16 protein-coding genes and 1 pseudogene are annotated in these 18,586 nt (G+C 68.6%); 3 read left to right on the top strand and 14 right to left on the bottom strand.

Annotation, left to right across the window (positions count from 1 at the left end):
- The first annotated feature begins 96 nt into the window (after positions 1–96).
- Positions 97–1,815, top strand: coding sequence for an amidohydrolase (locus ACFU5V_RS19405; RefSeq protein ID WP_378701273.1), 1,719 nt, complete (start codon positions 97–99; stop codon positions 1,813–1,815).
- Positions 1,812–3,146 carry an MFS transporter gene (locus ACFU5V_RS19400; RefSeq protein ID WP_378701271.1) on the top strand — a complete coding sequence of 445 codons (1,335 nt, stop codon included), beginning with the start codon at positions 1,812–1,814 and terminating at the stop codon, positions 3,144–3,146. Before ACFU5V_RS19405 ends, ACFU5V_RS19400 begins: the two co-directional genes overlap by 4 nt.
- A gap of 51 nt (positions 3,147–3,197) precedes the next feature.
- On the opposite strand, the gene ACFU5V_RS19395 is transcribed toward ACFU5V_RS19400, so the two are convergent.
- From ACFU5V_RS19395 to ACFU5V_RS19365, 7 genes are all read right to left on the bottom strand, one after another.
- The gene (locus ACFU5V_RS19395) at positions 3,198–4,241 is read right to left on the bottom strand and encodes a patatin-like phospholipase family protein (protein ID WP_378701269.1); all 1,044 of its coding nucleotides are present in this window, start codon (positions 4,239–4,241) and stop codon (positions 3,198–3,200) included.
- 49 nt (positions 4,242–4,290) lie between these two features.
- On the bottom strand, positions 4,291–4,608 hold the full coding sequence (locus ACFU5V_RS19390) for a DUF2469 domain-containing protein (RefSeq protein ID WP_005240496.1): 318 nt from the start codon (positions 4,606–4,608) through the stop codon (positions 4,291–4,293).
- Positions 4,609–4,645: 37 nt separating this feature from the next.
- Positions 4,646–5,326, bottom strand: coding sequence for a ribonuclease HII (locus ACFU5V_RS19385; RefSeq protein ID WP_378431415.1), 681 nt, complete (start codon positions 5,324–5,326; stop codon positions 4,646–4,648).
- Positions 5,323–6,105 (bottom strand): signal peptidase I, encoded by a 783-nt coding sequence (gene lepB / locus ACFU5V_RS19380; RefSeq protein WP_378431421.1) that lies wholly within the window; start codon positions 6,103–6,105, stop codon positions 5,323–5,325. Before lepB ends, ACFU5V_RS19385 begins: the two co-directional genes overlap by 4 nt.
- An 81-nt stretch (positions 6,106–6,186) precedes the next feature.
- On the bottom strand, positions 6,187–6,528 hold the full coding sequence (rplS, locus tag ACFU5V_RS19375) for a 50S ribosomal protein L19 (RefSeq protein ID WP_005240490.1): 342 nt from the start codon (positions 6,526–6,528) through the stop codon (positions 6,187–6,189).
- A 94-nt stretch (positions 6,529–6,622) separates the two neighbouring features.
- Positions 6,623–7,528: a hypothetical protein gene (locus ACFU5V_RS19370; RefSeq protein ID WP_378701511.1), complete on the bottom strand. Its 906-nt coding sequence runs from the start codon at positions 7,526–7,528 to the stop codon at positions 6,623–6,625.
- Between the two features lie 73 nt (positions 7,529–7,601).
- Positions 7,602–9,941 carry a Tex family protein gene (locus ACFU5V_RS19365; RefSeq protein WP_378439075.1) on the bottom strand — a complete coding sequence of 780 codons (2,340 nt, stop codon included), beginning with the start codon at positions 9,939–9,941 and terminating at the stop codon, positions 7,602–7,604.
- A 75-nt stretch (positions 9,942–10,016) separates the two neighbouring features.
- On the opposite strand from ACFU5V_RS19365, the gene ACFU5V_RS19360 reads away from it, so the two are divergent.
- Positions 10,017–11,051 (top strand): serine hydrolase, encoded by a 1,035-nt coding sequence (locus ACFU5V_RS19360; RefSeq protein ID WP_378439074.1) that lies wholly within the window; start codon positions 10,017–10,019, stop codon positions 11,049–11,051.
- Between the two features lie 21 nt (positions 11,052–11,072).
- Here ACFU5V_RS19360 and trmD read toward each other — a convergent pair whose 3' ends face one another.
- The 7 genes and pseudogenes from trmD to ACFU5V_RS19325 form a co-directional block, all read right to left on the bottom strand.
- On the bottom strand, positions 11,073–11,765 hold the full coding sequence (gene trmD, locus ACFU5V_RS19355; protein ID WP_378439077.1) for a tRNA (guanosine(37)-N1)-methyltransferase TrmD: 693 nt from the start codon (positions 11,763–11,765) through the stop codon (positions 11,073–11,075).
- 10 nt (positions 11,766–11,775) lie between these two features.
- Positions 11,776–12,327 carry a ribosome maturation factor RimM gene (gene rimM / locus ACFU5V_RS19350; protein ID WP_378701267.1) on the bottom strand — a complete coding sequence of 184 codons (552 nt, stop codon included), beginning with the start codon at positions 12,325–12,327 and terminating at the stop codon, positions 11,776–11,778.
- 13 nt (positions 12,328–12,340) lie between these two features.
- The gene (locus tag ACFU5V_RS19345; protein ID WP_005240479.1) at positions 12,341–12,583 is read right to left on the bottom strand and encodes an RNA-binding protein; all 243 of its coding nucleotides are present in this window, start codon (positions 12,581–12,583) and stop codon (positions 12,341–12,343) included.
- A complete protein-coding gene (gene rpsP, locus ACFU5V_RS19340; protein WP_015890277.1) occupies positions 12,580–13,041 on the bottom strand; it encodes a 30S ribosomal protein S16 in 462 nt (153 codons plus the stop codon). The genes ACFU5V_RS19345 and rpsP overlap by 4 nt, the downstream gene beginning before the upstream one ends.
- Positions 13,042–13,220: 179 nt before the next feature.
- A complete protein-coding gene (locus ACFU5V_RS19335; protein WP_378701265.1) occupies positions 13,221–14,306 on the bottom strand; it encodes an amidohydrolase family protein in 1,086 nt (361 codons plus the stop codon).
- Between the two features lie 3 nt (positions 14,307–14,309).
- Positions 14,310–15,896: a signal recognition particle protein gene (ffh, locus tag ACFU5V_RS19330; protein WP_378701262.1), complete on the bottom strand. Its 1,587-nt coding sequence runs from the start codon at positions 15,894–15,896 to the stop codon at positions 14,310–14,312.
- Between the two features lie 76 nt (positions 15,897–15,972).
- Positions 15,973–18,462: pseudogene (locus tag ACFU5V_RS19325) on the bottom strand ([protein-PII] uridylyltransferase); the annotation flags it as partial.
- Between the last annotated feature and the right edge of the window lie 124 nt (positions 18,463–18,586).

The following is an 18,586-nucleotide window of genomic DNA, read 5'->3' as shown; positions in this document are numbered from 1 at the left end:
CAGTCTGCAACTTTGGTGTATTGCGCAGGCCCCGGTCAGGGCGTAATTTCCCTCGCAATCGGAACGTGACCCACACCACCACCTCGAAGGATCCCCATGCGCAAGCTGTTTCACCACGAGGCGTCTCCCCTCGACGCCACCGCCACCGTCTTCACCGGTGGCACGCTCCGCACCGTGGACGCAGACACCGAGGGCGCCGAGGCCTTTCTCGTCTTCGGCAATCGGTTCGCCGCCGTCGGCACCGTCGCGGAATGTCATGAGGAGGCGCGGCGGATCGGTACCCGGACCACCGACGTCATCGACCTCGCCGGGGCGACCGTCGTGCCCGGGTTCGTCGACCCGCATGCGCACCCCCTGATGTACGGCCAGATGCTCAGCTGGGTGGACTGCGGCCCGGAGAAGGCGCGCAGCATTCCGGAGATCGTCGCGCTGCTGCAGGAGGCGGCCCGGAACCAGCCGGCCGGGATCCCGGTGCGCGGGTACGGCTACGAGCATCGCAATCTCGTCGAGGGCCGGCACCCCACGAAGGAGGAACTCGACCTGGTCGGGACCGACCGCGAGGTGTACCTGATGAACGCCAGCGGCCACGGCGGCGTCGTCAACACCTTCACGCTGCAACTCCACGACGTCACGCGCGAGACCCCCGATCCGCCCGGTGGCCAGTTCTTCCGCGACGCCGACGGCGAACCGACCGGCGAACTCTCCGACGCCGCGTGCAACATCCTCACCGGCGTGAACGGGGTCAAAGTCGGGCACCACGGCCCGAACTTCCACCTCGAGGACGAACCCGAGGAGCATCTGCGGCAACTCTCCGTTGCGCAGGAGAAATTCCTCGAGGGCGGAGTCACCACGATCGGCGACTGCCAGGTGACCCGGCGCGAATTCGACATGTACCTGCGCCTGGCGGAGCAGGGTCGACTCGAGACCCGGGTGAGCATGTACCTGCTCAGCCACCTGCTCGATCACGCGCTCGACACCGGACTGCACGGCGCGTTCGGCAACTCGCGACTCGCGTTCGGCGGGATCAAGTTCTACGCCGACGGCACTCTCGGCGGATGGACCGCATACTTCCCCGACGGGTACGTGGGCGACCCCTGCCGGACCGGGCAGCTCTACCACGAGCCCGCCGACTATGCGGCCCTGATCGCGAAGGCACACGCGGCCGGTCTGCAAACGGCGACGCACGCGCAGTCGCCGACCGCGATCGACATGGTTCTCGACGCCATCGAGGCCGCGCAGGACGCGCGTCCCGACGCCGACGCCCGCCACCGCATCGAGCACTGCGGGTTGCCGACCCCCGAGCAGATCACGCGAATGCACGCGCTCGGCGTGTACCCCGTCAACCAGCCGCAGCACTACTACAACTGGGGCGAGGGCGTGACCGCCGCCATCGGAACCCCGGGTGAGCGGTTCAATCCGCTGGGCGAATTCGTCGAAGCCGACGTGCCGGTCACGATCAGTTCCGACGCGCCGGTGGCCGAGCCCCGACCGCTCGAGGCCATCCAGGCCGCCGTCACCCGCGTCACCCGGCAGGGACATCGACTCGGCTCGAACGCGTTACGGCTGAGCGCCGCCCAGGCTCTCACCGCGCACACGCTGAACGGTGCCCGCACACTCGGACGGGAATCCGAACTGGGCAGCATCACCCCCGGCAAGCGTGCCGATTTCGTGGTCCTCGGCGCCGACCCGCTCACCGTCGATCCGCACACCATCGCCGACATCGAGGTCCGGGAAACGTGGATCGACGGCGAACTGGCGCATTCCACCCGCAGCGACCTAGTGTCGACCTCTGCAGCCACCGAGGACCGGCCATGAGTCACGACACCCAGATCGCCAAGGCCCGCAAAGCGGGGTTCGCGGCCTTCGTCGGCACCACCATCGAGTGGTACGACTTCTACGTGTACGCCACGGCGGCGGCACTGGTGTTCGGCGAGATCTTCTTCCCCTCCGACACCGACCGCCTGACCGGCATCGCCGCCGCGTTCGCCACCTACGCGGTGGGCTTCTTCGCCCGCCCCCTGGGCGGCATCGTCTTCGGGCACGTCGGCGACCGGCTCGGCCGGCGAACCGCACTGGTCGTGACGCTCACCCTGATGGGCGCGGGCACATTCCTGATCGGCGCGCTGCCGACGTACGCGCAGATCGGTTTCTGGGCTCCGCTGCTGCTGGTGGTCCTGCGATTCGTGCAGGGCTTCGCGGTGGGCGGCGAATGGGGCGGCGCCGTCCTGATGGCCGTCGAACACGCACCCGAGGACAAGAAGACGTTCTACGGCGGATTCGCGCAGCTCGGAAACCCCGCGGGCGCGCTGCTCGCCACCGGCTTCTTCAGCGTCCTCTCGACGTTCGGAGACGACGCACTGCGCGATTGGGCGTGGCGGCTGCCGTTCCTGTGCTCGGCACTGCTGATCGGCGTCGGCTTGCTGGTGCGGCTGAAGGTGGAAGAATCGCCGGTCTTCGAATCCGAGGTGCAGACGGCCACCGAACCCGACACGCTCCCACTGAGGTACGCCATCGTCACCAACTGGCGCCCGATCCTGCTCGGCATGGGCATCCTGCCCGTCGCGGTCGGCGGCTACTACCTGGTGACCACGTTCATCACCGCCTACGCCACCGACCCGGACGTCGGACTGTCCGAGACACTGATCCTCAACGCGCTCAGCGTCGCGGCGGTGGTGGAACTGATCGCCACGCTCGGCGTCGCGTGGCTCGGTGACAAGGTCGGCCGAATCCGCGTGGTGATCTACGGACTAGTCGCCGTCGCGGTGCTCGCGGCACCGCAGTTCCTGGTGCTGAAGTCCGGCTCGGTGGTCCTGATCTTCCTGACCTTCGCCGCCATGCGGCTCGTCCTGGCCGCGACGTACGGTCCGATCGCGGCGGTGTTGTCGCAGATGTTCCGGCCGCAGGCCCGGTACACCAGCATCTCCCTCGCCTATCAGGGTGCGGGCGCGCTCTTCGGTGGACTGTCGCCGTTGGTTTCGACGCTGATGTACCAGGCCACCGGCAGCGTGTGGCCGGTGATCGGACTCCTGATCGGCATGTGCGCCGTCAGCATCGTCTGCCTGCTCGTGGCTCCGCAGCACGTCGACCACGTCGACGGCGAATCCGTGGGTGACCTCGGCGCCGCGCGGGCGCGGACCACCAGCTGACACCCCCGAGACGGGAAGGGTCGGTGCTGCGCCGCACCGGCCGTTCCGCCGTCAGCCGGGCTCGCCGTCAGAATCGGCCGGAGACGCGGCGGCCGTCGTCGAGGTGAGTCCGGCGTCGTCGAGCGCACGCCCGGTGAGCACCCGGCCCAATTCGATCATCTCGGCCGCACGATGGAAGTCGAGGCTGCGGCACGCGTTCCGGGGAACCCGGACCTGTACGTCCGGTGGATACGCGGCGAGCTGGTACCGGGCCAGGGTCGCCTGCATCACGTCGAGTGAGCGGTTCATCACCGCGAACCGGCTGAACTTCGGGACAACCACCGCATCGCCCTCGACCCCGGGCTGATCACCGACCGCTTGGCCGTCCTGCTCCTCCGACGGGTCCGGGTCGGTGTGCGCGGCGCCGAACCGTCCCACGACCGACCGCACGATGTCCAGGTCACGCAGCTGCGCGGCGCTGCGGCGGAAGCGGGCCATCCACTCGTCCACCGGCAACGAGTCCGCGCTGACGTTCTCCGGGGCCAGTGAACGGCCGTCCCGATCCTCGGCACCCAGGCTGATTCCGACGGTCAGGTCGGCGCTCACCGAGACGAGCGGAGCCATCGGCAGCGGGTCGAGTACGCCACCGTCGGCGAGGACCCTGCCGTTGAGCACATACGGCGTGATGACACCCGGGATGGCGATCGACGCGCGGATCGCCGCGTCGACGGGGCCGCGCTGGAACCACACCGACCGGCCGGCAGCGAGATCGGTGGCCACGGCCGTATAGGGGATGGGAAGGTCTTCGATGCGGATCTCGCCGAGGATCTCCCGGACCCGGTGCAGGATCTTCTCGGCGTGGATGGCGCCGGGTGCGGACACCGACAGGTCGAGCAGCCGCACGACGTCCAGCTGGGTCAGACCCATCGCCCACCGCGTGAAATCGTCGAGTGTGCCCGCGGCGTGCAGGCCGCCCACGAGGGCGCCCATCGACGACCCGGCGACCCCCACGATCTCGAATCCGCGCTCCTCGAGTACCTGGATCGCGCCGATGTGGGCGTATCCCCGGGCGCCGCCTCTGCCCAGAGCCAGCGCGACGCGCCTCGGTCCGGTCATCGGCTGATCGTACGCGGCCGGCACACCGCAGACGGCACAGCGCGGACCGTCAGGACAGACCGTTGTCGGGGAGACGCAGGTCCGGCTTGTCGAGTTCCTCGATGTTCACGTCCTTGAACGTGATGACGCGGACGTACTTCACGAATCGCGCGGGACGGTACATGTCCCACACCCAGGCATCGGACATGCGCAGCTCGAAATAGATCTCGCCGTCCGCGTTGTGCGGCAGCAACTCCACCGAGTTGGCCAGATAGAACCGGCGCTCGGTCTCCACGACATAGGAGAACTGACCGACGATGTCCCGATACTCGCGGTAGAGCGACAGCTCCATCTCGGTTTCGTACTTCTCGAGATCCTCGGCACTCATCGGTCTCGGAGTCCTCCTGCTCTGGTGTGAATTGTCATCATCTCGCACTTCCGGAACTGTTATCCACTCGGTGTAGCAGCGCCGCGACGTTCGACCACGAGCGGCGGTGCTCCGGGCACGGGCCCAGCTCCTCGAGCGCCGCCAGGTGGGCGGGCGTGTTGTACCCCTTGTGGATCGCGAAGCCGTAGCCGGGGTGCGTGTCGTCCATCGCGACCATCACCCGGTCCCGCGACACCTTGGCCAGGACGCTCGCCGCCGCGATGCACGCCGCCGCGGCGTCGCCTCCGATCACCGGCAGCGACGGAGCCGGGAGACCCGGCACGCGGAAGCCGTCGGTGAGAACGTAGCCGGGGGTGGTCGAGAGCCCGGCGACCGCACGCCGCATGCCCTCGATGTTGGCGACGTGGACCCCCATGCGGTCGACTTCCTCGGCCGGGAAGGACACGACGCTCCACGCCACGGCCAGGCGGGTGATCGCCGGGAACAGCTCTTCGCGCGTGCGTTCGGTGAGCTTCTTCGAATCGTCGAGCCGCGCCAGCGCCGGGTACGGCTTCGGTGCGAGCACACACGCCGCCACGACGAGCGGGCCCGCACACGCGCCCCGGCCTGCCTCGTCGACACCGGCCACCGGCCCGAGTCCGCTGCGGACCAGGGCCGACTCCATCGTCCGCAGACCGGACGACCTGCGAATGACGATGCGTGGAGGCCAGGAAGTCACTTGCCCTGGATATCGGGTGAACTGATCGTGCCCATCCGCGACGGCGGCAACGCGATGAAAACCGCCTTGCCGATCACGTTGTCGAGCGGGATGGTGCCTTGCATGTCGTCGCCCACGTGGTACCGCGAATCCGCGGAGTTGCTGCGGTTGTCACCCATCACCCACAGGTGTCCCTCGGGGACGGTGACGGGGCCGAAGCAGCGTGCCGACTTCAGGGCCGTGTCGCAGGTCTGGGAGCCGGGGACGAAGGGGAAATCCATGACGACGTAGGGCTCGTCGAGTGGTTGACCGTCCACCAGGATGCGGCCCTGATCGTCGCAACATTCGACGGTCTGACCGCCGGTGGCGATCACACGCTTGACGAGGTCGTTCTCGTCCGGCGGGACGAGGCCGACGAGGGAACCGACTTCCTGCGCACCGCGGATCACCACGTTGGAGGAACGGGTGGACACGAAATCCTGTGACCACGAATCGGGTCCGCGGAACACGATGACGTCGCCGGGTTGCGGATCCCCGAAGCGGTAACCGATCTTCTCGACCACGATGCGGTCACCGGTGCAGCCCGCGCACCCGTGCAGCGTCGGTTCCATCGATTCCGACGGAATGAGGTAGACGCGGGCGACGAACGTCTGCAGCAGGAAACTCAGGACGAGCGCGACCAGAATCAGGATCGGCAGCTCGCGGAGGAAGGAGCGGGGCTTCTTCTCGGGTTCCGCCGCACCGCCGTTCACTGCGGAGGTGGCGGCCGAATCGCCGGTGGTCTCGGATTCCGACGACAATGCCCGCTCCTTCGAAGAATCTGTCACGAAATCAGATTAGCCCGGCACTGCGAGTACGCAGTGCCGGGCTCATCGGAAAGGTCAGCGCTTTTCCTTGATCTTGGCGGCCTTGCCACGCAGATCGCGGAGGTAGTACAGCTTGGCGCGACGGACGTCACCGCGGGTGACGACCTCGATCTGCGCCAGGTTGGGGCTGTGGACCGGGAAGGTGCGCTCGACGCCGACACCGAAGGAGACCTTGCGGACGGTGAAGGTCTCGCGGACGCCGCCGCCCTGACGGCGGATCACGACGCCTTTGAAGACCTGCACGCGCTCCTTGGAGCCTTCGATGACCTTGACGTGCACGTTGAGGGTGTCGCCGGGACGGAACTCGGGAATGTCGTCGCGGAGGGACTTCTTGTCCAGGAAATCGAGAGTGTTCATCGGTGTTCCATCCTTGCGTTTTCGCAGGAGCAGAGGAACCGAGCGGCACCCGGACGTTCGGAGAACACCGGTGCTCGTCTGGTTCGTGCCCAGATCAAGTACTGCTGCCTGGTCCAGGCAACCCGTCCATTGTGCCAGACGCCACCGGGTGAAGCGAAATCGGCGGTGGCGCCGCATGCACCACGTGGTCGAGTTCCACTTCGGCCGCCGCCTTGGCATGTTCCGCGGCTTCCTTCACGTGCACCGCGCTGGGCGTGCCGGCGATGAAGTCCTGCACGAAGATCTTGGCCCGGATGACCGGCCGCCGCCACTTGCGTTCCCGTTCGAGCGCCCGCAGCATCCGCTTCGGCTTGGACGTGTAACGCCACCGGGCCCACGGCGCGCTCGGCCTGCTCAACCGGAGCGCCCCGATCAGCAGGATCGGGAACACGAACAGTCCGAGCAGCCCGGTCCAGATCTTCCCCTTGAGCAGCACCACCGCCGCGATGAGCAGGTTGATCACCGAAGACAGCGCGATCGCCACCCGCACCCAGGGGTCCGGGGAATCCCGGAAGTCGGTGACGTTGATCAGTTCGAGCGGACGGAGACCGAGGAGCAGCAGACCGGTGACGGCGATCGCGACGAACACGGCGTCGACGGACGTCCGGCCCTCGTCCGCCCAGTACACGTCCTGCAGGTAGAAGATCAGCGCGAACTCGTCCAGCACCAGCGCGGCGCCGATCCCGAAGAACGTGGCGAGGACGGCGCCCGTGGTCTGGGTGCCGTCCTCGTACACGGCGATGAGGGCGACACCGGACATGAGCATCGTGACCACGCCGAACACCACGTGGTGGACGTGATGACCGCCGGGTTTCACGTTGCCCGGCCACCACGAGACCTCGGCGCGGATCATCCGCACGCTCAACCGGATGAACAGGAATGCCGCGAGAAACCCGAGCAGGAAGAAGAGCAGGGGCAGGCGCCCGTGCCCGACGATTTCCCTATCCAGCCATTCGTACATCGGCATCCACTATCCCAGTAAAGAACTGGTCACTCCACGGGAAAGAGGCCGCTCGTGTCGGGATGGTGACCTCCTACTTGCCGAACCCCGCCTTTCGCAGCGCGTCGGCCATCGATCCGCCGGGCGCCGGGCGGTTGTCCCGCCCGCGGTCGCGGCCACCCTGCTGCTGCGGCTTGCCGCCACCGCGGCGGTCCTGCGGCTGCCCGCCGCCGCGCCGGTCCTGCCGCTGCCCGCCGCCGCGGGGCCCGTCGTTCTTGCGGCCGCCCGTCCCGACCTCGTCGTCGAGGCGCAGCGTCAATCCGATGCGCTGACGCGCCTCGTCGACCTCGAGAACCTTCACCGTCACCACGTCGCCCGACTTCACGACGTCCCGCGGATCCTTGACGAAGTTGTGCGACATCGCCGACACGTGGACGAGACCGTCCTGGTGCACACCGATGTCGACGAACGCGCCGAACGCCGCCACATTGGTGACGACGCCTTCGAGGGTCATCCCCGGCTTCAGGTGCGACACCTTCTCGATGCCTGCCGCGAACGTGGCCGTCTTGAATTCCGGCCGGGGGTCACGACCGGGTTTCTCGAGCTCACCGATGATGTCCGTGACGGTCGGGAGACCGAACCGGTCGTCGACGAAGTCGGCCGGATTCAGACTGCGCAGCGCGGACGTGTTGCCGATGATCTCGCGCACGCCGGTGCCGCTGGATTCGACGATCTTGCGCACCACCGGGTACGCCTCGGGGTGCACGCTGGACGCGTCGAGAGGGTCGTCGCCGTTCGGGATGCGCAGGAAGCCGGCGCACTGCTCGAACGCCTTCGGCCCGAGCCTCGCGACGTCCTTGAGACCCTTGCGGCTGCGGAACGGGCCGTTCTGGTCGCGGTGCGCGACGATGCTCTCGGCCAGGGACCCGGCGATACCGGACACGCGGGACAGCAACGGCACGGACGCGGTGTTGACGTCGACGCCGACGGCGTTCACCGCGTCCTCGACGACGGCGCCGAGCGAACGTGCAAGGAGGGTCTCCGACACGTCGTGCTGGTACTGGCCGACGCCGATCGACTTCGGGTCGATCTTCACGAGTTCGGCGAGGGGGTCCTGCAGGCGCCGGGCGATGGATACGGCGCCCCGGATCGACACGTCGAGGTCGGGCAGCTCGGCCGAGGCGTACGCGGACGCCGAATACACCGACGCGCCGGCCTCGGACACGACGATCTTCGTCAGGTTGGTGGCGCCCGACTTGGCGATCAGCTCGCTCGCGAGCGCGTCCGTCTCACGGGAGGCGGTGCCGTTCCCGATGGCGATCAGCTCCACGCCGTGCTTGGCGACGAGACCGGCGAGGGTGGCCAGGGAGGCGTCCCACTTGTTCTGCGGCTGGTGCGGGTAGATCGTCTCGTGCGCGACCACCTTGCCGGTGGCGTCCACGACCGCGACCTTGGTGCCGGTGCGGAATCCGGGGTCGAGGCCCATCGTGGCGCGGGTGCCGGCGGGCGCCGCCAGGAGCAGGTCGCGCAGGTTGGTGGCGAACACATCGACGGCGTCCTTCTCCGCCGACTGCCGCAGCCGCATCCGAGTGTCGATGCCCAGGGTGACGATCATCTTGGTGCGCCACGCCCACCGCACGGTGTCGAGCAGCCACCGGTCCGCGGGCCTGCCGCGGTCGGCGATGCCGAACCGTCCGGCGATCCGGCCCTCGTAGACCGTGGGCTCGCCCGGGACGGGTTCTTCCGTGTCCGGGGCCAGGGTGAGCGACAGCACCTCCTCCTTCTCGCCGCGCAGCACCGCCAGGATCCGGTGTGAGGGGAGCTTGCCGAACGGTTCGGAGAATTCGAAGTAGTCGGCGAACTTCGCGCCCTCGGTCTCCTTGCCCTTGCGGACCGCGGACACCAGCTGACCGCGGGTCCACATCAGTTCACGGAGCTCGCCCACCAGGTCGGCGTCCTCGGCGAAGCGTTCGACGAGGATCGCGCGCGCACCCTCGAGCTGTTCCGCCGTGTACGTCGCCGGATCGGCCCTGGGGTCGGTGATCAGCGCGTCGGCGACGGGCTCGTGACCGGCTTCTCGCGCGATCTGCGCCTTGGTGCGCCGCTTCGGTTTGAACGGCAGGTAGATGTCCTCGAGGCGCGCCTTCGTGTCGGCGGTCATGATCTGCCCGCGCAGCTGATCGTCGAGCTTGCCCTGCGAGTCGATCGACTCGAGCACGGCGTTCCGGCGCTCGTCCAGTTCCCGCAGGTAGCGCAGGCGTTCCTCGAGCTGGCGGAGCTGAGCGTCGTCGAGCGTTCCGGTGACTTCCTTGCGGTACCGGGCGATGAAGGGCACGGTGGCTCCACCGTCGAGGAGGTCCACGGCGGCCGCGACCTGTCCCTCCCGGACGTCGAGCTCCTCGGCAATGCGCTGGTTCACGGTCTTGAGAGTCACGGAAATGGACCCTACCGCTACTCTGAGACAATAACGTCGGCGGTGAGGCCGTCACGGAAATCTCGGGAGAATTTCATGTCCAGGCTGATCGGCTGCCTGACGGTCATGGTCTTCCTGCTGGGTGCGACGCAGGCGTGCACCATCCCGACCGAGACGAACTCCGTGGTCGACATCCCGGCGACCGCACCGGCGGTCGCCACCCCCGAGCTCCTCCCCGCCGAGGAACCCGCCGGCGACGGCGTGACCGTGAGCCCCGAGCCGTTTCCCTCCGCGCGGGTCCCGGTCTCCGCACCCCTCGCCGACCGCATCTCGGCCGCAGTCGCGACGGCGGCCGCCGACCGCGGCGCCGACGTGTCCATCGCCGTCCTGGACCGCGCCACCGGCAGCTACCTGGAGGACACCGCCACCCAACCGGTCGAAACGGCGTCGCTGGCCAAGCTCTTCGTCGCCGCCCAGATGTATCATCTCGACGCGCTCGGTGAGCGGCCGCTGTCCGACTTCGACCGGATCCTGCTGAAGCGGATGCTCGAATCCTCGGACGACGACGCAGCCAACACGCTCTGGGACGATCTCGGCGGTTCGGACGTGGTCGTCGACGTCGCCGGGAGGTACGGACTCACCGCGACCACACCGCCTTGGGACGGGTTGTGGTGGAACACCGAGACGACCGCCGCCGACCTCGTGACGTTCTACACCGGGCTCCTCGACGACCGCGACGGTCTCGGCCCCGGGCGCATCGGCGAGTTCGTGGGCTACCTGCGCGCGTCGACACCCGAGGGGATCGACGGCTACGACCAGCGGTTCGGCATCCCCGACGGGTTGCCGGGCGAGCCCGTCGTCGGGGTGAAGCAGGGCTGGATGTGCTGTGTGGGTGATCGGTGGATCCACGTGTCGACGGGGCTGATCGGGGAGGACAACCGCTACATCGTGGCCGTCGCGTCGCGCGAGGTCATCCGGTACGAGGACGACGAGGAGTCGTATCCGGACACCGCGATCACGGATGTCACCGAGGATTCGAGTGCGCGGCACGCACGGGACACGATGACCGGGTTCGTGAAGTCCCTGTTCCCCACCGGGGTCGTCGACGACTGGACGCAGCCCCAGGGGTAGCGCCGGTCATCGGACATCGTTTCAGGGCAACAGGTCCGGGCGACGTTCGGCGGTGCGGTGCAGCGACTGCTCGCGTCGCCACGCCGCCACCTTCGCGTGATCCCCCGACAGCAGGACGGGCGGCACGTCGAGCCCGCGCCACGTGGCGGGCCGGGTGTAGCTGGGACCTTCGAGGAGGCCGTCCGAGAACGAATCCTCTTGGTGCGACTGCTGATTGCCGAGGACTCCGGGAATCAGGCGCACGAACGCCTCCGTCATCACCAGCACCGCAGCCTCCCCGCCGATGAGGACGTAGTCGCCGATGCTCACCTCTTCGACGCGCACCCGGCGTGCGGCGTCGTCGAATACCCGCTGATCGATGCCTTCGTAACGCCCGCAGGCGAAGACGATGTGCTTCTCCCCCGCCCAGCGCTCGGCGGTGGCCTGGGTGAAGGGAACGCCGGCGGGCGTGGGGACGACGAGCAACGTGTCGGTGCCGTCGCCACCGGCGGCGAGGACGTCGTCCAGCGCGGGCCCCCACACGGTGGGTTTCATGACCATCCCCGGCCCGCCGCCGTACGGCGAATCGTCGACCGCCTTGTGGACGTCGTGCGTCCAGTCCCGCAGATCGTGCACGTCGACGGAGATGAGACCCTTGTCGATGGCCTTGCCGAGCAACGCCGCGCGCAGCGGTTCGAGGTATTCGGGGAAGATGGTGACCACGTCGAGGCGCACGGCTACCGACTCACTTCCCGTCGGCGGATTCACCGAAATCGGGGTCGAGCAACCCTTCCGGCGGATCGATCACGGCGACGCCGTCGGCCACGGACACCGACGTGACGATCGCGGCCACGAACGGGACCAGAAGCTCGCCGGACTGTTCACCGGCTCGACGGATCGACAGCAATTCGCCTGCCGCGGAATGCAATACCTCGATGACGGTTCCCACCTCGGTGCCGTCCGCGAGGCGCACCGACAGTCCCTCGAGTTCGTGGTCGTAGAACTCGTCGGGGTCGTCGGAGGGCACGAGTTCGGCGCTGTCGATGACGAACAGCGTGCCCCGCAAGGCATCCGCTGCGGTGCGATCCGGGACACCCTCGAGGCGCAGCAGAAGCCGCCCGGAATGCTCCCGGGCGGCTTCCACCGTGTACGTGTTCACGGTCTGCTCGCGCGGTTTGTGTCCCCGCAGCACGGCACCCACGGCGAATCGATCCTCGGGTTCGTCGGTGCGAACCTCGACCACGATCTCGCCCTTGATGCCGTGCGACTTGGCGACACGGCCGATCACGAGCTCCACTGCTGTACGGCCTCTACTGATCGGTGTCGACGACGTCGACACGGATCCCGCGGCCACCGATGCCGGAGACCAGCGTGCGCAGTGCGGTCGCGGTGCGACCACCGCGGCCGATGACCTTGCCGAGATCGTCAGGGTTGACGTGCACCTCGACAGTGCGCCCCCGACGCCCGGTGATCAGCTCGACACGAACGTCGTCGGGGTTGGCGACGATGCCACGAACGAGGTGCTCCACGGCATCGGCGACGACGGCACTCACTTGTCAGCAGCCTCGGACTCTGCAGCAGCCTCGGCGGGAGCGTCGGCAGCAGCCTCGGCGTCCTCGGCCTTCGCCTTCTTCTTCTTGGGCGTGATGGCCTCGCCGACGGGCTCGTTCTCGGCCTGCGCGAGCGCAGCCTGGAACAGCTCCAGCTTCGTGGGCTTGGCTTCCTTGACGCGGAGGGTGCCCTCGGCGCCCGGCAGGCCCTTGAACTTCTGCCAGTCACCGGTGATCTTGAGGATGGCCTCGACGGGCTCGGTGGGCTGGGCGCCGACGCCGAGCCAGTACTGCGCACGCTCGGAATCGACCTCGATCAGGGAGGGCTCTTCCTTGGGGTGGTACTTGCCGATGGTCTCGATCGCGCGGCCGTTGCGGCGGGTACGGGAGTCGGCGACGACGATGCGGTACTGCGGGTTCCGGATCTTGCCGAGCCGGGTGAGCTTGATCTTGACAGCCACTGCTGTACTTCTCCTTCAGTGCGCACACGAATGTGCCCACGTGTCACGTGCAATTCGGCGACGCGCAGGAATAGCGCGCCCGGTTTTGCCTCTAATCTGTGACCGCCGCGCGGTGCGTAACCGGATGCGACGAACAGCGGTTCATTCTGCCAGACGAACCCCGTCCGGGGGAAACCAGGTCACCGGGTCTTGACGACGACTCCCCGCAGCACCACGACGTCGGGTGCGGCGAGGGTGTCGCTGCTCGCGCGCGGGTCGTTCCGGAACACCAGCAGATCCGCGGGCGCACCCGCTTCGACACCCGGATGCCCGAGCCATGCGCGCGCGTCCCAGCACGCGGCGCCGAGCGCTTCGGACGGGGTCAGCCCGACCGCCTTCAGTTCCTCGACCTCGTCGGCGATGCGGCCGTGGACGATCGATCCGCCCGCGTCGGTGCCTGCGTAGATCGGGATCCCCGCGTCGTGCGCGGCACCGATCGTGTCCTTCACCCGCGAGTGCAGGTCGCGCATGTGCGCGGCGTAGACCGGGAACCGCGAGGCGGACTCGGCGATCTCCGGAAACGTCGCGATGTTGATCAGTGTGGGGACGAGCGCGGTCCCGCGCGAGACCATCGACTCGATCGTTTCGTCGGTGAGCCCGGTGCCGTGCTCGATGCAGTCGATTCCGGCGTTGATCAAGCCCGGAAGCGCGTCCTCCGCGAACACGTGCGCGGTGACGCGAGCCCCTTCGCGGTGCGCCGCCGCAATCGCCTCGACCAGGATGTCGTCGCTCCACAACGGCGCCAGGTCACCCGCGGAGCGGTCGATCCAGTCGCCGACGAGCTTGACCCACCCGTCGCCGGCCCGGGCCTGGCGCACCACCTCGTCCGGCAACTGCGACTCGTCCTCGAGATCGACCGGCAGTCCGCGAATGTACCGCTTGGGGGCGGCGATGTGCTGCCCGGCGCGCACGATCCTCGGCAGGTCGGGGCGGTCGTCGACGAACCGGGTGTCGACGGGCGAACCCGCGTCGCGTATCAGCAGGACCCCGCAGTCACGCTCGGTCTCCGCCTGCGCGATCAACCCCTCGACGCTCTCTCCACCGCCGCCGCCGAACCTGATGCCGACGTGGCAGTGGGCGTCGACGAGACCGGGAACGATCCACCCCGACTCGCAGACCGTCTCGGCGCCGGAAATCGGCTCCGCCGAGATCACACCGCCGTCGACCCAGAACTCGACCGGCTGTTCGTCGGGCAGACCGGTCCCGCGGAAGTGCAGTGCAGCCATCGGCTACTTCTTCGGCAGCTTCAGCTGGGACAGGTCGATGCCCTCGAGTCCGGGCGGCAACTCGTCGAGGCCCTTCGGCATGTTCGACAGGTCGGGCATCCCCGCGGGGAGACCTCCGGGCGGCATACCCGGGAACCCTCCGGGCAGGCCTCCGGGGAATCCTCCGCGCACCTTCGGCGGCGTCGGCCCCTTGCCACCCTTCTTGCCCTTCTTGCCCTTCTTGCTGCGCTGCTGCTTGCGCGCACCAGGCATGCCCATGCGGCCGGCCATCGCGGCCATCATCTTGCGGGCCTCGAAGAAGCGATCCACGAGCTGGTTGACGTCGGAGACCTTCACGCCGGAACCGTTGGCGATGCGCAGTCTGCGGGACGCGTTGATGATCTTCGGGTCGTCACGCTCGGCGGGCGTCATTCCGCGGATGATCGCCTGCACCCGGTCGAGCTGCTTCTCGTCGACGTTCGCGAGAGCGTCCTTCATCTGCCCCGCACCGGGGAGCATGCCCAGGAGGTTGCCGATGGGGCCCATCTTGCGGACGGCCATCATCTGCTCGAGGAAGTCTTCGAGCGTCAGCTGGCCGGACCCGATCTTCTGCGCGGTGGCCTCGGCCTGCTTCTGGTCGAAGACCTGCTCCGCCTGCTCGATGAGGCTGAGAACGTCGCCCATGCCGAGGATGCGGCTGGCCATGCGGTCGGGGTGGAAGACGTCGAAGTCCTCGAGCTTCTCACCCGTGGATGCGAACAGGATCGGCTGCCCGGTGACCTCGCGGACGCTGAGCGCGGCACCACCGCGGGCGTCGCCGTCGAGCTTCGTGAGCACGACGCCGGTGAATCCGACGCCCTCACGGAACGCCTCCGCAGTGCTGACCGCGTCCTGACCGATCATCGCGTCGAGAACGAAAATCGTCTCGTCGGGGTTCACGGCGTCGCGGATGCCCGCGGCCTGCGCCATCAGGTCGGCGTCGATACCCAGGCGACCCGCGGTGTCGACGATGACCACGTCGAACTGCTTGGTGCGGGCTTCCTCGACACCGGCCCGGGCCACCTCGACCGGGTCGGCCGCGGTGATGCCCAGTTCGTTGTCGCCGCCGCCGATGGACGTGCCGGGGTGTGGCGCGAACACCGTGGCTCCCGCACGCTCACCGACGATCTGCAGCTGAGTGACGGCGCCGGGGCGCTGCAGGTCGCAGGCCACCAGCAACGGGGTGTGGCCTTGGTCGCGCAGCCACTTCGCGAGCTTGCCCGCGAGAGTCGTCTTACCGGAACCCTGCAGACCGGCGAGCATGATGACCGTCGGCGGCGTCTTGGCGAACACCAGCCGGCGGGTCTCGCCACCGAGGATCCCGACGAGTTCCTCGTTGACGATCTTGACGACCTGCTGCGCCGGGTTCAGCGCCGCCGAGACCTCGACGCCCTTGGCGCGTTCCTTGATCTTGGCGATGAACGAGCGGACGACGGGCAGCGCGACGTCTGCCTCGAGCAGGGCCAACCGGATCTCACGGCAGGTGGCATCGATGTCGGCTCCGGAAAGGCGACCCTTGCCACGCAGATCCTTGAGGGCTCCGGTCAACCTGTCGGAAAGGGATTCGAACACCGAGTGCGCTCCTGAAGTCATGCGAGTGTGCGGTGGATATTCTCGGGCACCAGCCTAGCCGCTCACGTCCGGTCGTTCATTCTCCCCCGCTGCCCTCCTGTTTCTTCGGCCTCGTGAGCGGAACGACGCCGAGGATCGCGCTCTCGACCTGTTCCCGGCTCGCCCGGGTGTCCCCGCCGCCGACATCGAGGCAGAACGAGTCGATCACCGACGATCCCAGGGTGGTCACCCGCGCCCACCGGACGTCGGCTCCGCACGTGTCGAACGCGTCGGCCAGCCTGCACAGCAGCCCCAGCCGGTCCTCGGCCCTGAGCTCGAGGATGACCTCGCCGGGCGACGGCGTGTCGAACCAGATGACCCGCGGCGGCGCCTGCGCGTACTGCACCGGAACCGCGGCCTCGCCCCGTTCCTCGACGGCGGCCACGCGCTGGCTCTCGCGAGCTTCCTCCTCCTTGGCGGTCAGCATCTCCAGCAGATTCAGCTCCCCCGCCAGCGCGCGGATCAGCTCCTGCCGCAGCAGTCCCGCCTGCGGCGGCGCCCCGAATCTCGGGGACACGACGAACGAGTTGACTGCCGACCCCTCGGCGCCGCCCAGCGAGGCGGAATAGACCCGCAGGGAATGCAGCGCGAGCACGCCCGCCGCCTTCGACAGCAGTCCCCGCTGGTCGGGGGCGATGACCGTCACCACATACGTGTGGGGGCTGTCGGCGGGGACCAGTGCGACGTGCACGCCCCCCGCCGCAGCGAGAGCGACGTGCTCCGGATCGAGCGGATCGGGCGCGGGTAGCACCTCCCCCGCCATGACCAGGCGGCAGCGGCGCACGAGTTCGCCGATGAGCGAGGACTTCCAGTCGCCCCACACCCCGGGACCGGTGGCCAGTGAATCCGCCTCCGCGAGAGCGTGCAGCAGTTCCAGCAGCACGCCGTCGCCGCCGAGCGCCTCCACCACCCTCTCGACCGTCTCGGGATCGTCGAGGTCACGCCGCGTCGCGGTGTTCGGCAGCAGGAGGTGGTGGCGCACGATCGCCGTCAGCAGCGCCACGTCGGACGGCCACAGACCGAGCCGCTTGCCGATCTGGGTGGCCAGTTCCGCGCCGACCGCACTGTGGTCGCCGCCGCGGCCCTTCCCGATGTCGTGGAGCAGTGCGCCGAGCATCAGTAGATCCGGTCGGGCGACACGGGTGGTGAACCCGCTGGCGTAGGCGGCGGTCTCGACGAGGTGGCGATCCACCGTCCACGTGTGCACGGCGTCCCGCGGCGGCAGGTCCCGGACGGCACCCCACTCGGGAAGCAGCCTGCCCCACAGTCCGGTGCGGTCGAGGGCCTCGATCGCGGCGACGGCCCGGCTCCCGGAGCCGAGCATCACCAGCAGGTCGTTCAGCGCCTCCTTCGGCCACGGTTCCCGCAGCTCGGGAGCGTTGTCGGCCAGGCGATTCAGAGTGGACGCCGACATCGGCATGCCCGTGGTCGCCGACGCGGACGCGACCCGCAGCACGAGACCGGGGTCCTTCGCGGGCCGGGCGTCGCGGGCCAGCACCACTTCACCGGCGTGTTCGACGACTCCCTCGTCGAGGGGCCGCCGCACCGGTGGGCGGCGCAACCGCGCCAGGCCGCGCCGCGGCAGTGCATGGCCTGCCGTCCGCACACCGACGTCGACGGAGTAACTGATGGTGCGCGCGGCGTCGCTGAGCATGCGTGCGAGGTCGAACCGATCACCGATCCGGAGCGCGGCACCGATCTCGTCGGCGTCCTGCGCCCGCAACTGGTCGCGCGAGCGGCCCGCCACCCGGTGCAGTTCGGTCCGGACGTCGAGGAGCCGCCGGTGCGCGAGCGCCAGACCGCCGCCGGGCGACTCCGGACCGAGTCCGGGCATGCCGTCGGTGAGCTGCGCAATGGACAGCGCGTTGAGCAACTGCACGTCCCGCAGTCCACCGCGACCGCTCTTGAGGTCGGGCTCCGCGCGGTGGGCGATCTCGCCGCTGCGTTCCCAGCGGGCCCGCGTCTGCTCGATGAGGCCGTCGAAGCGGTTGCGGATGTCGGTGCGCCACTGCCTGCGCACGCCGCTGATGAGCAGATTGGTCAGCTCGACGTCGCCGACGATGTGGCGTGCCTCGAGCATTCCCAGCGCCGCGGTGATGTCCGTGTCCGCCACCTGCAGCGCCTGAGGGATGGTGCGGACACTGTGGTCGAGCTTGATGTGCGCGTCCCACAACGGATACCAGAGCTGGTCGGCCACCTGCGAGACCACCGCCGGATCCATGTCGTCGTGGAGCAGAAGGAGGTCGAGGTCCGAGTACGGCAGCATCTCCCGCCGACCGAGCCCCCCGACCGCGACGAGCGCGAACCCGCTGTCCGGCTTGATGCCGAGTTCGGCACCCTTCGTGGTCAACCAGAATTCGTGGAGGTCGACGAGCGCGTGCCGCAGCGCGGCCGCGTCGAGACGACGTCCGTGACCTGCCGGATTCCTTGTGCCGGGGCCGGTCTCGGAGCCGCCGGTGAGCAGTTGCCTGCGTGCGCGGGCCAGGTCCGCCGCTTCGTCCGATCCGCCTGACGCAACCGGCCCTGGGGGGGGGGGGGTTGGGGAGGGGAAAAAGGAAGGGGTGGCGAAAACAACGGGGGGGGGGAGGGAACACGACGCGGCTCCCCCTGTTGCACCCCAATAACAAACCCCACCGGAAAACACACAACCC

Source organism: Rhodococcus sp. NPDC057529, assembly GCF_042802055.1.
Lineage (GTDB): Bacteria > Actinomycetota > Actinomycetes > Mycobacteriales > Mycobacteriaceae > Rhodococcus_F.
This window is presented reverse-complemented; position numbering and strand designations above follow the sequence as displayed.

Coding starts and splice junctions, on each gene's coding strand:
- ACFU5V_RS19405 (WP_378701273.1), top strand. CDS start 97: ATGCGCAAGCTGTTTCACCACGAGGCGTCTCCCCTCGACGCCACCGCC.
- ACFU5V_RS19400 (WP_378701271.1), top strand. CDS start 1,812: ATGAGTCACGACACCCAGATCGCCAAGGCCCGCAAAGCGGGGTTCGCG.
- ACFU5V_RS19395 (WP_378701269.1), bottom strand. CDS start 4,241: ATGACCGGACCGAGGCGCGTCGCGCTGGCTCTGGGCAGAGGCGGCGCC.
- ACFU5V_RS19390 (WP_005240496.1), bottom strand. CDS start 4,608: ATGAGTGCCGAGGATCTCGAGAAGTACGAAACCGAGATGGAGCTGTCG.
- rplS (WP_005240490.1), bottom strand. CDS start 6,528: ATGAACACTCTCGATTTCCTGGACAAGAAGTCCCTCCGCGACGACATT.
- ACFU5V_RS19370 (WP_378701511.1), bottom strand. CDS start 7,528: ATGTACGAATGGCTGGATAGGGAAATCGTCGGGCACGGGCGCCTGCCC.
- ACFU5V_RS19360 (WP_378439074.1), top strand. CDS start 10,017: ATGTCCAGGCTGATCGGCTGCCTGACGGTCATGGTCTTCCTGCTGGGT.
- ACFU5V_RS19335 (WP_378701265.1), bottom strand. CDS start 14,306: ATGGCTGCACTGCACTTCCGCGGGACCGGTCTGCCCGACGAACAGCCG.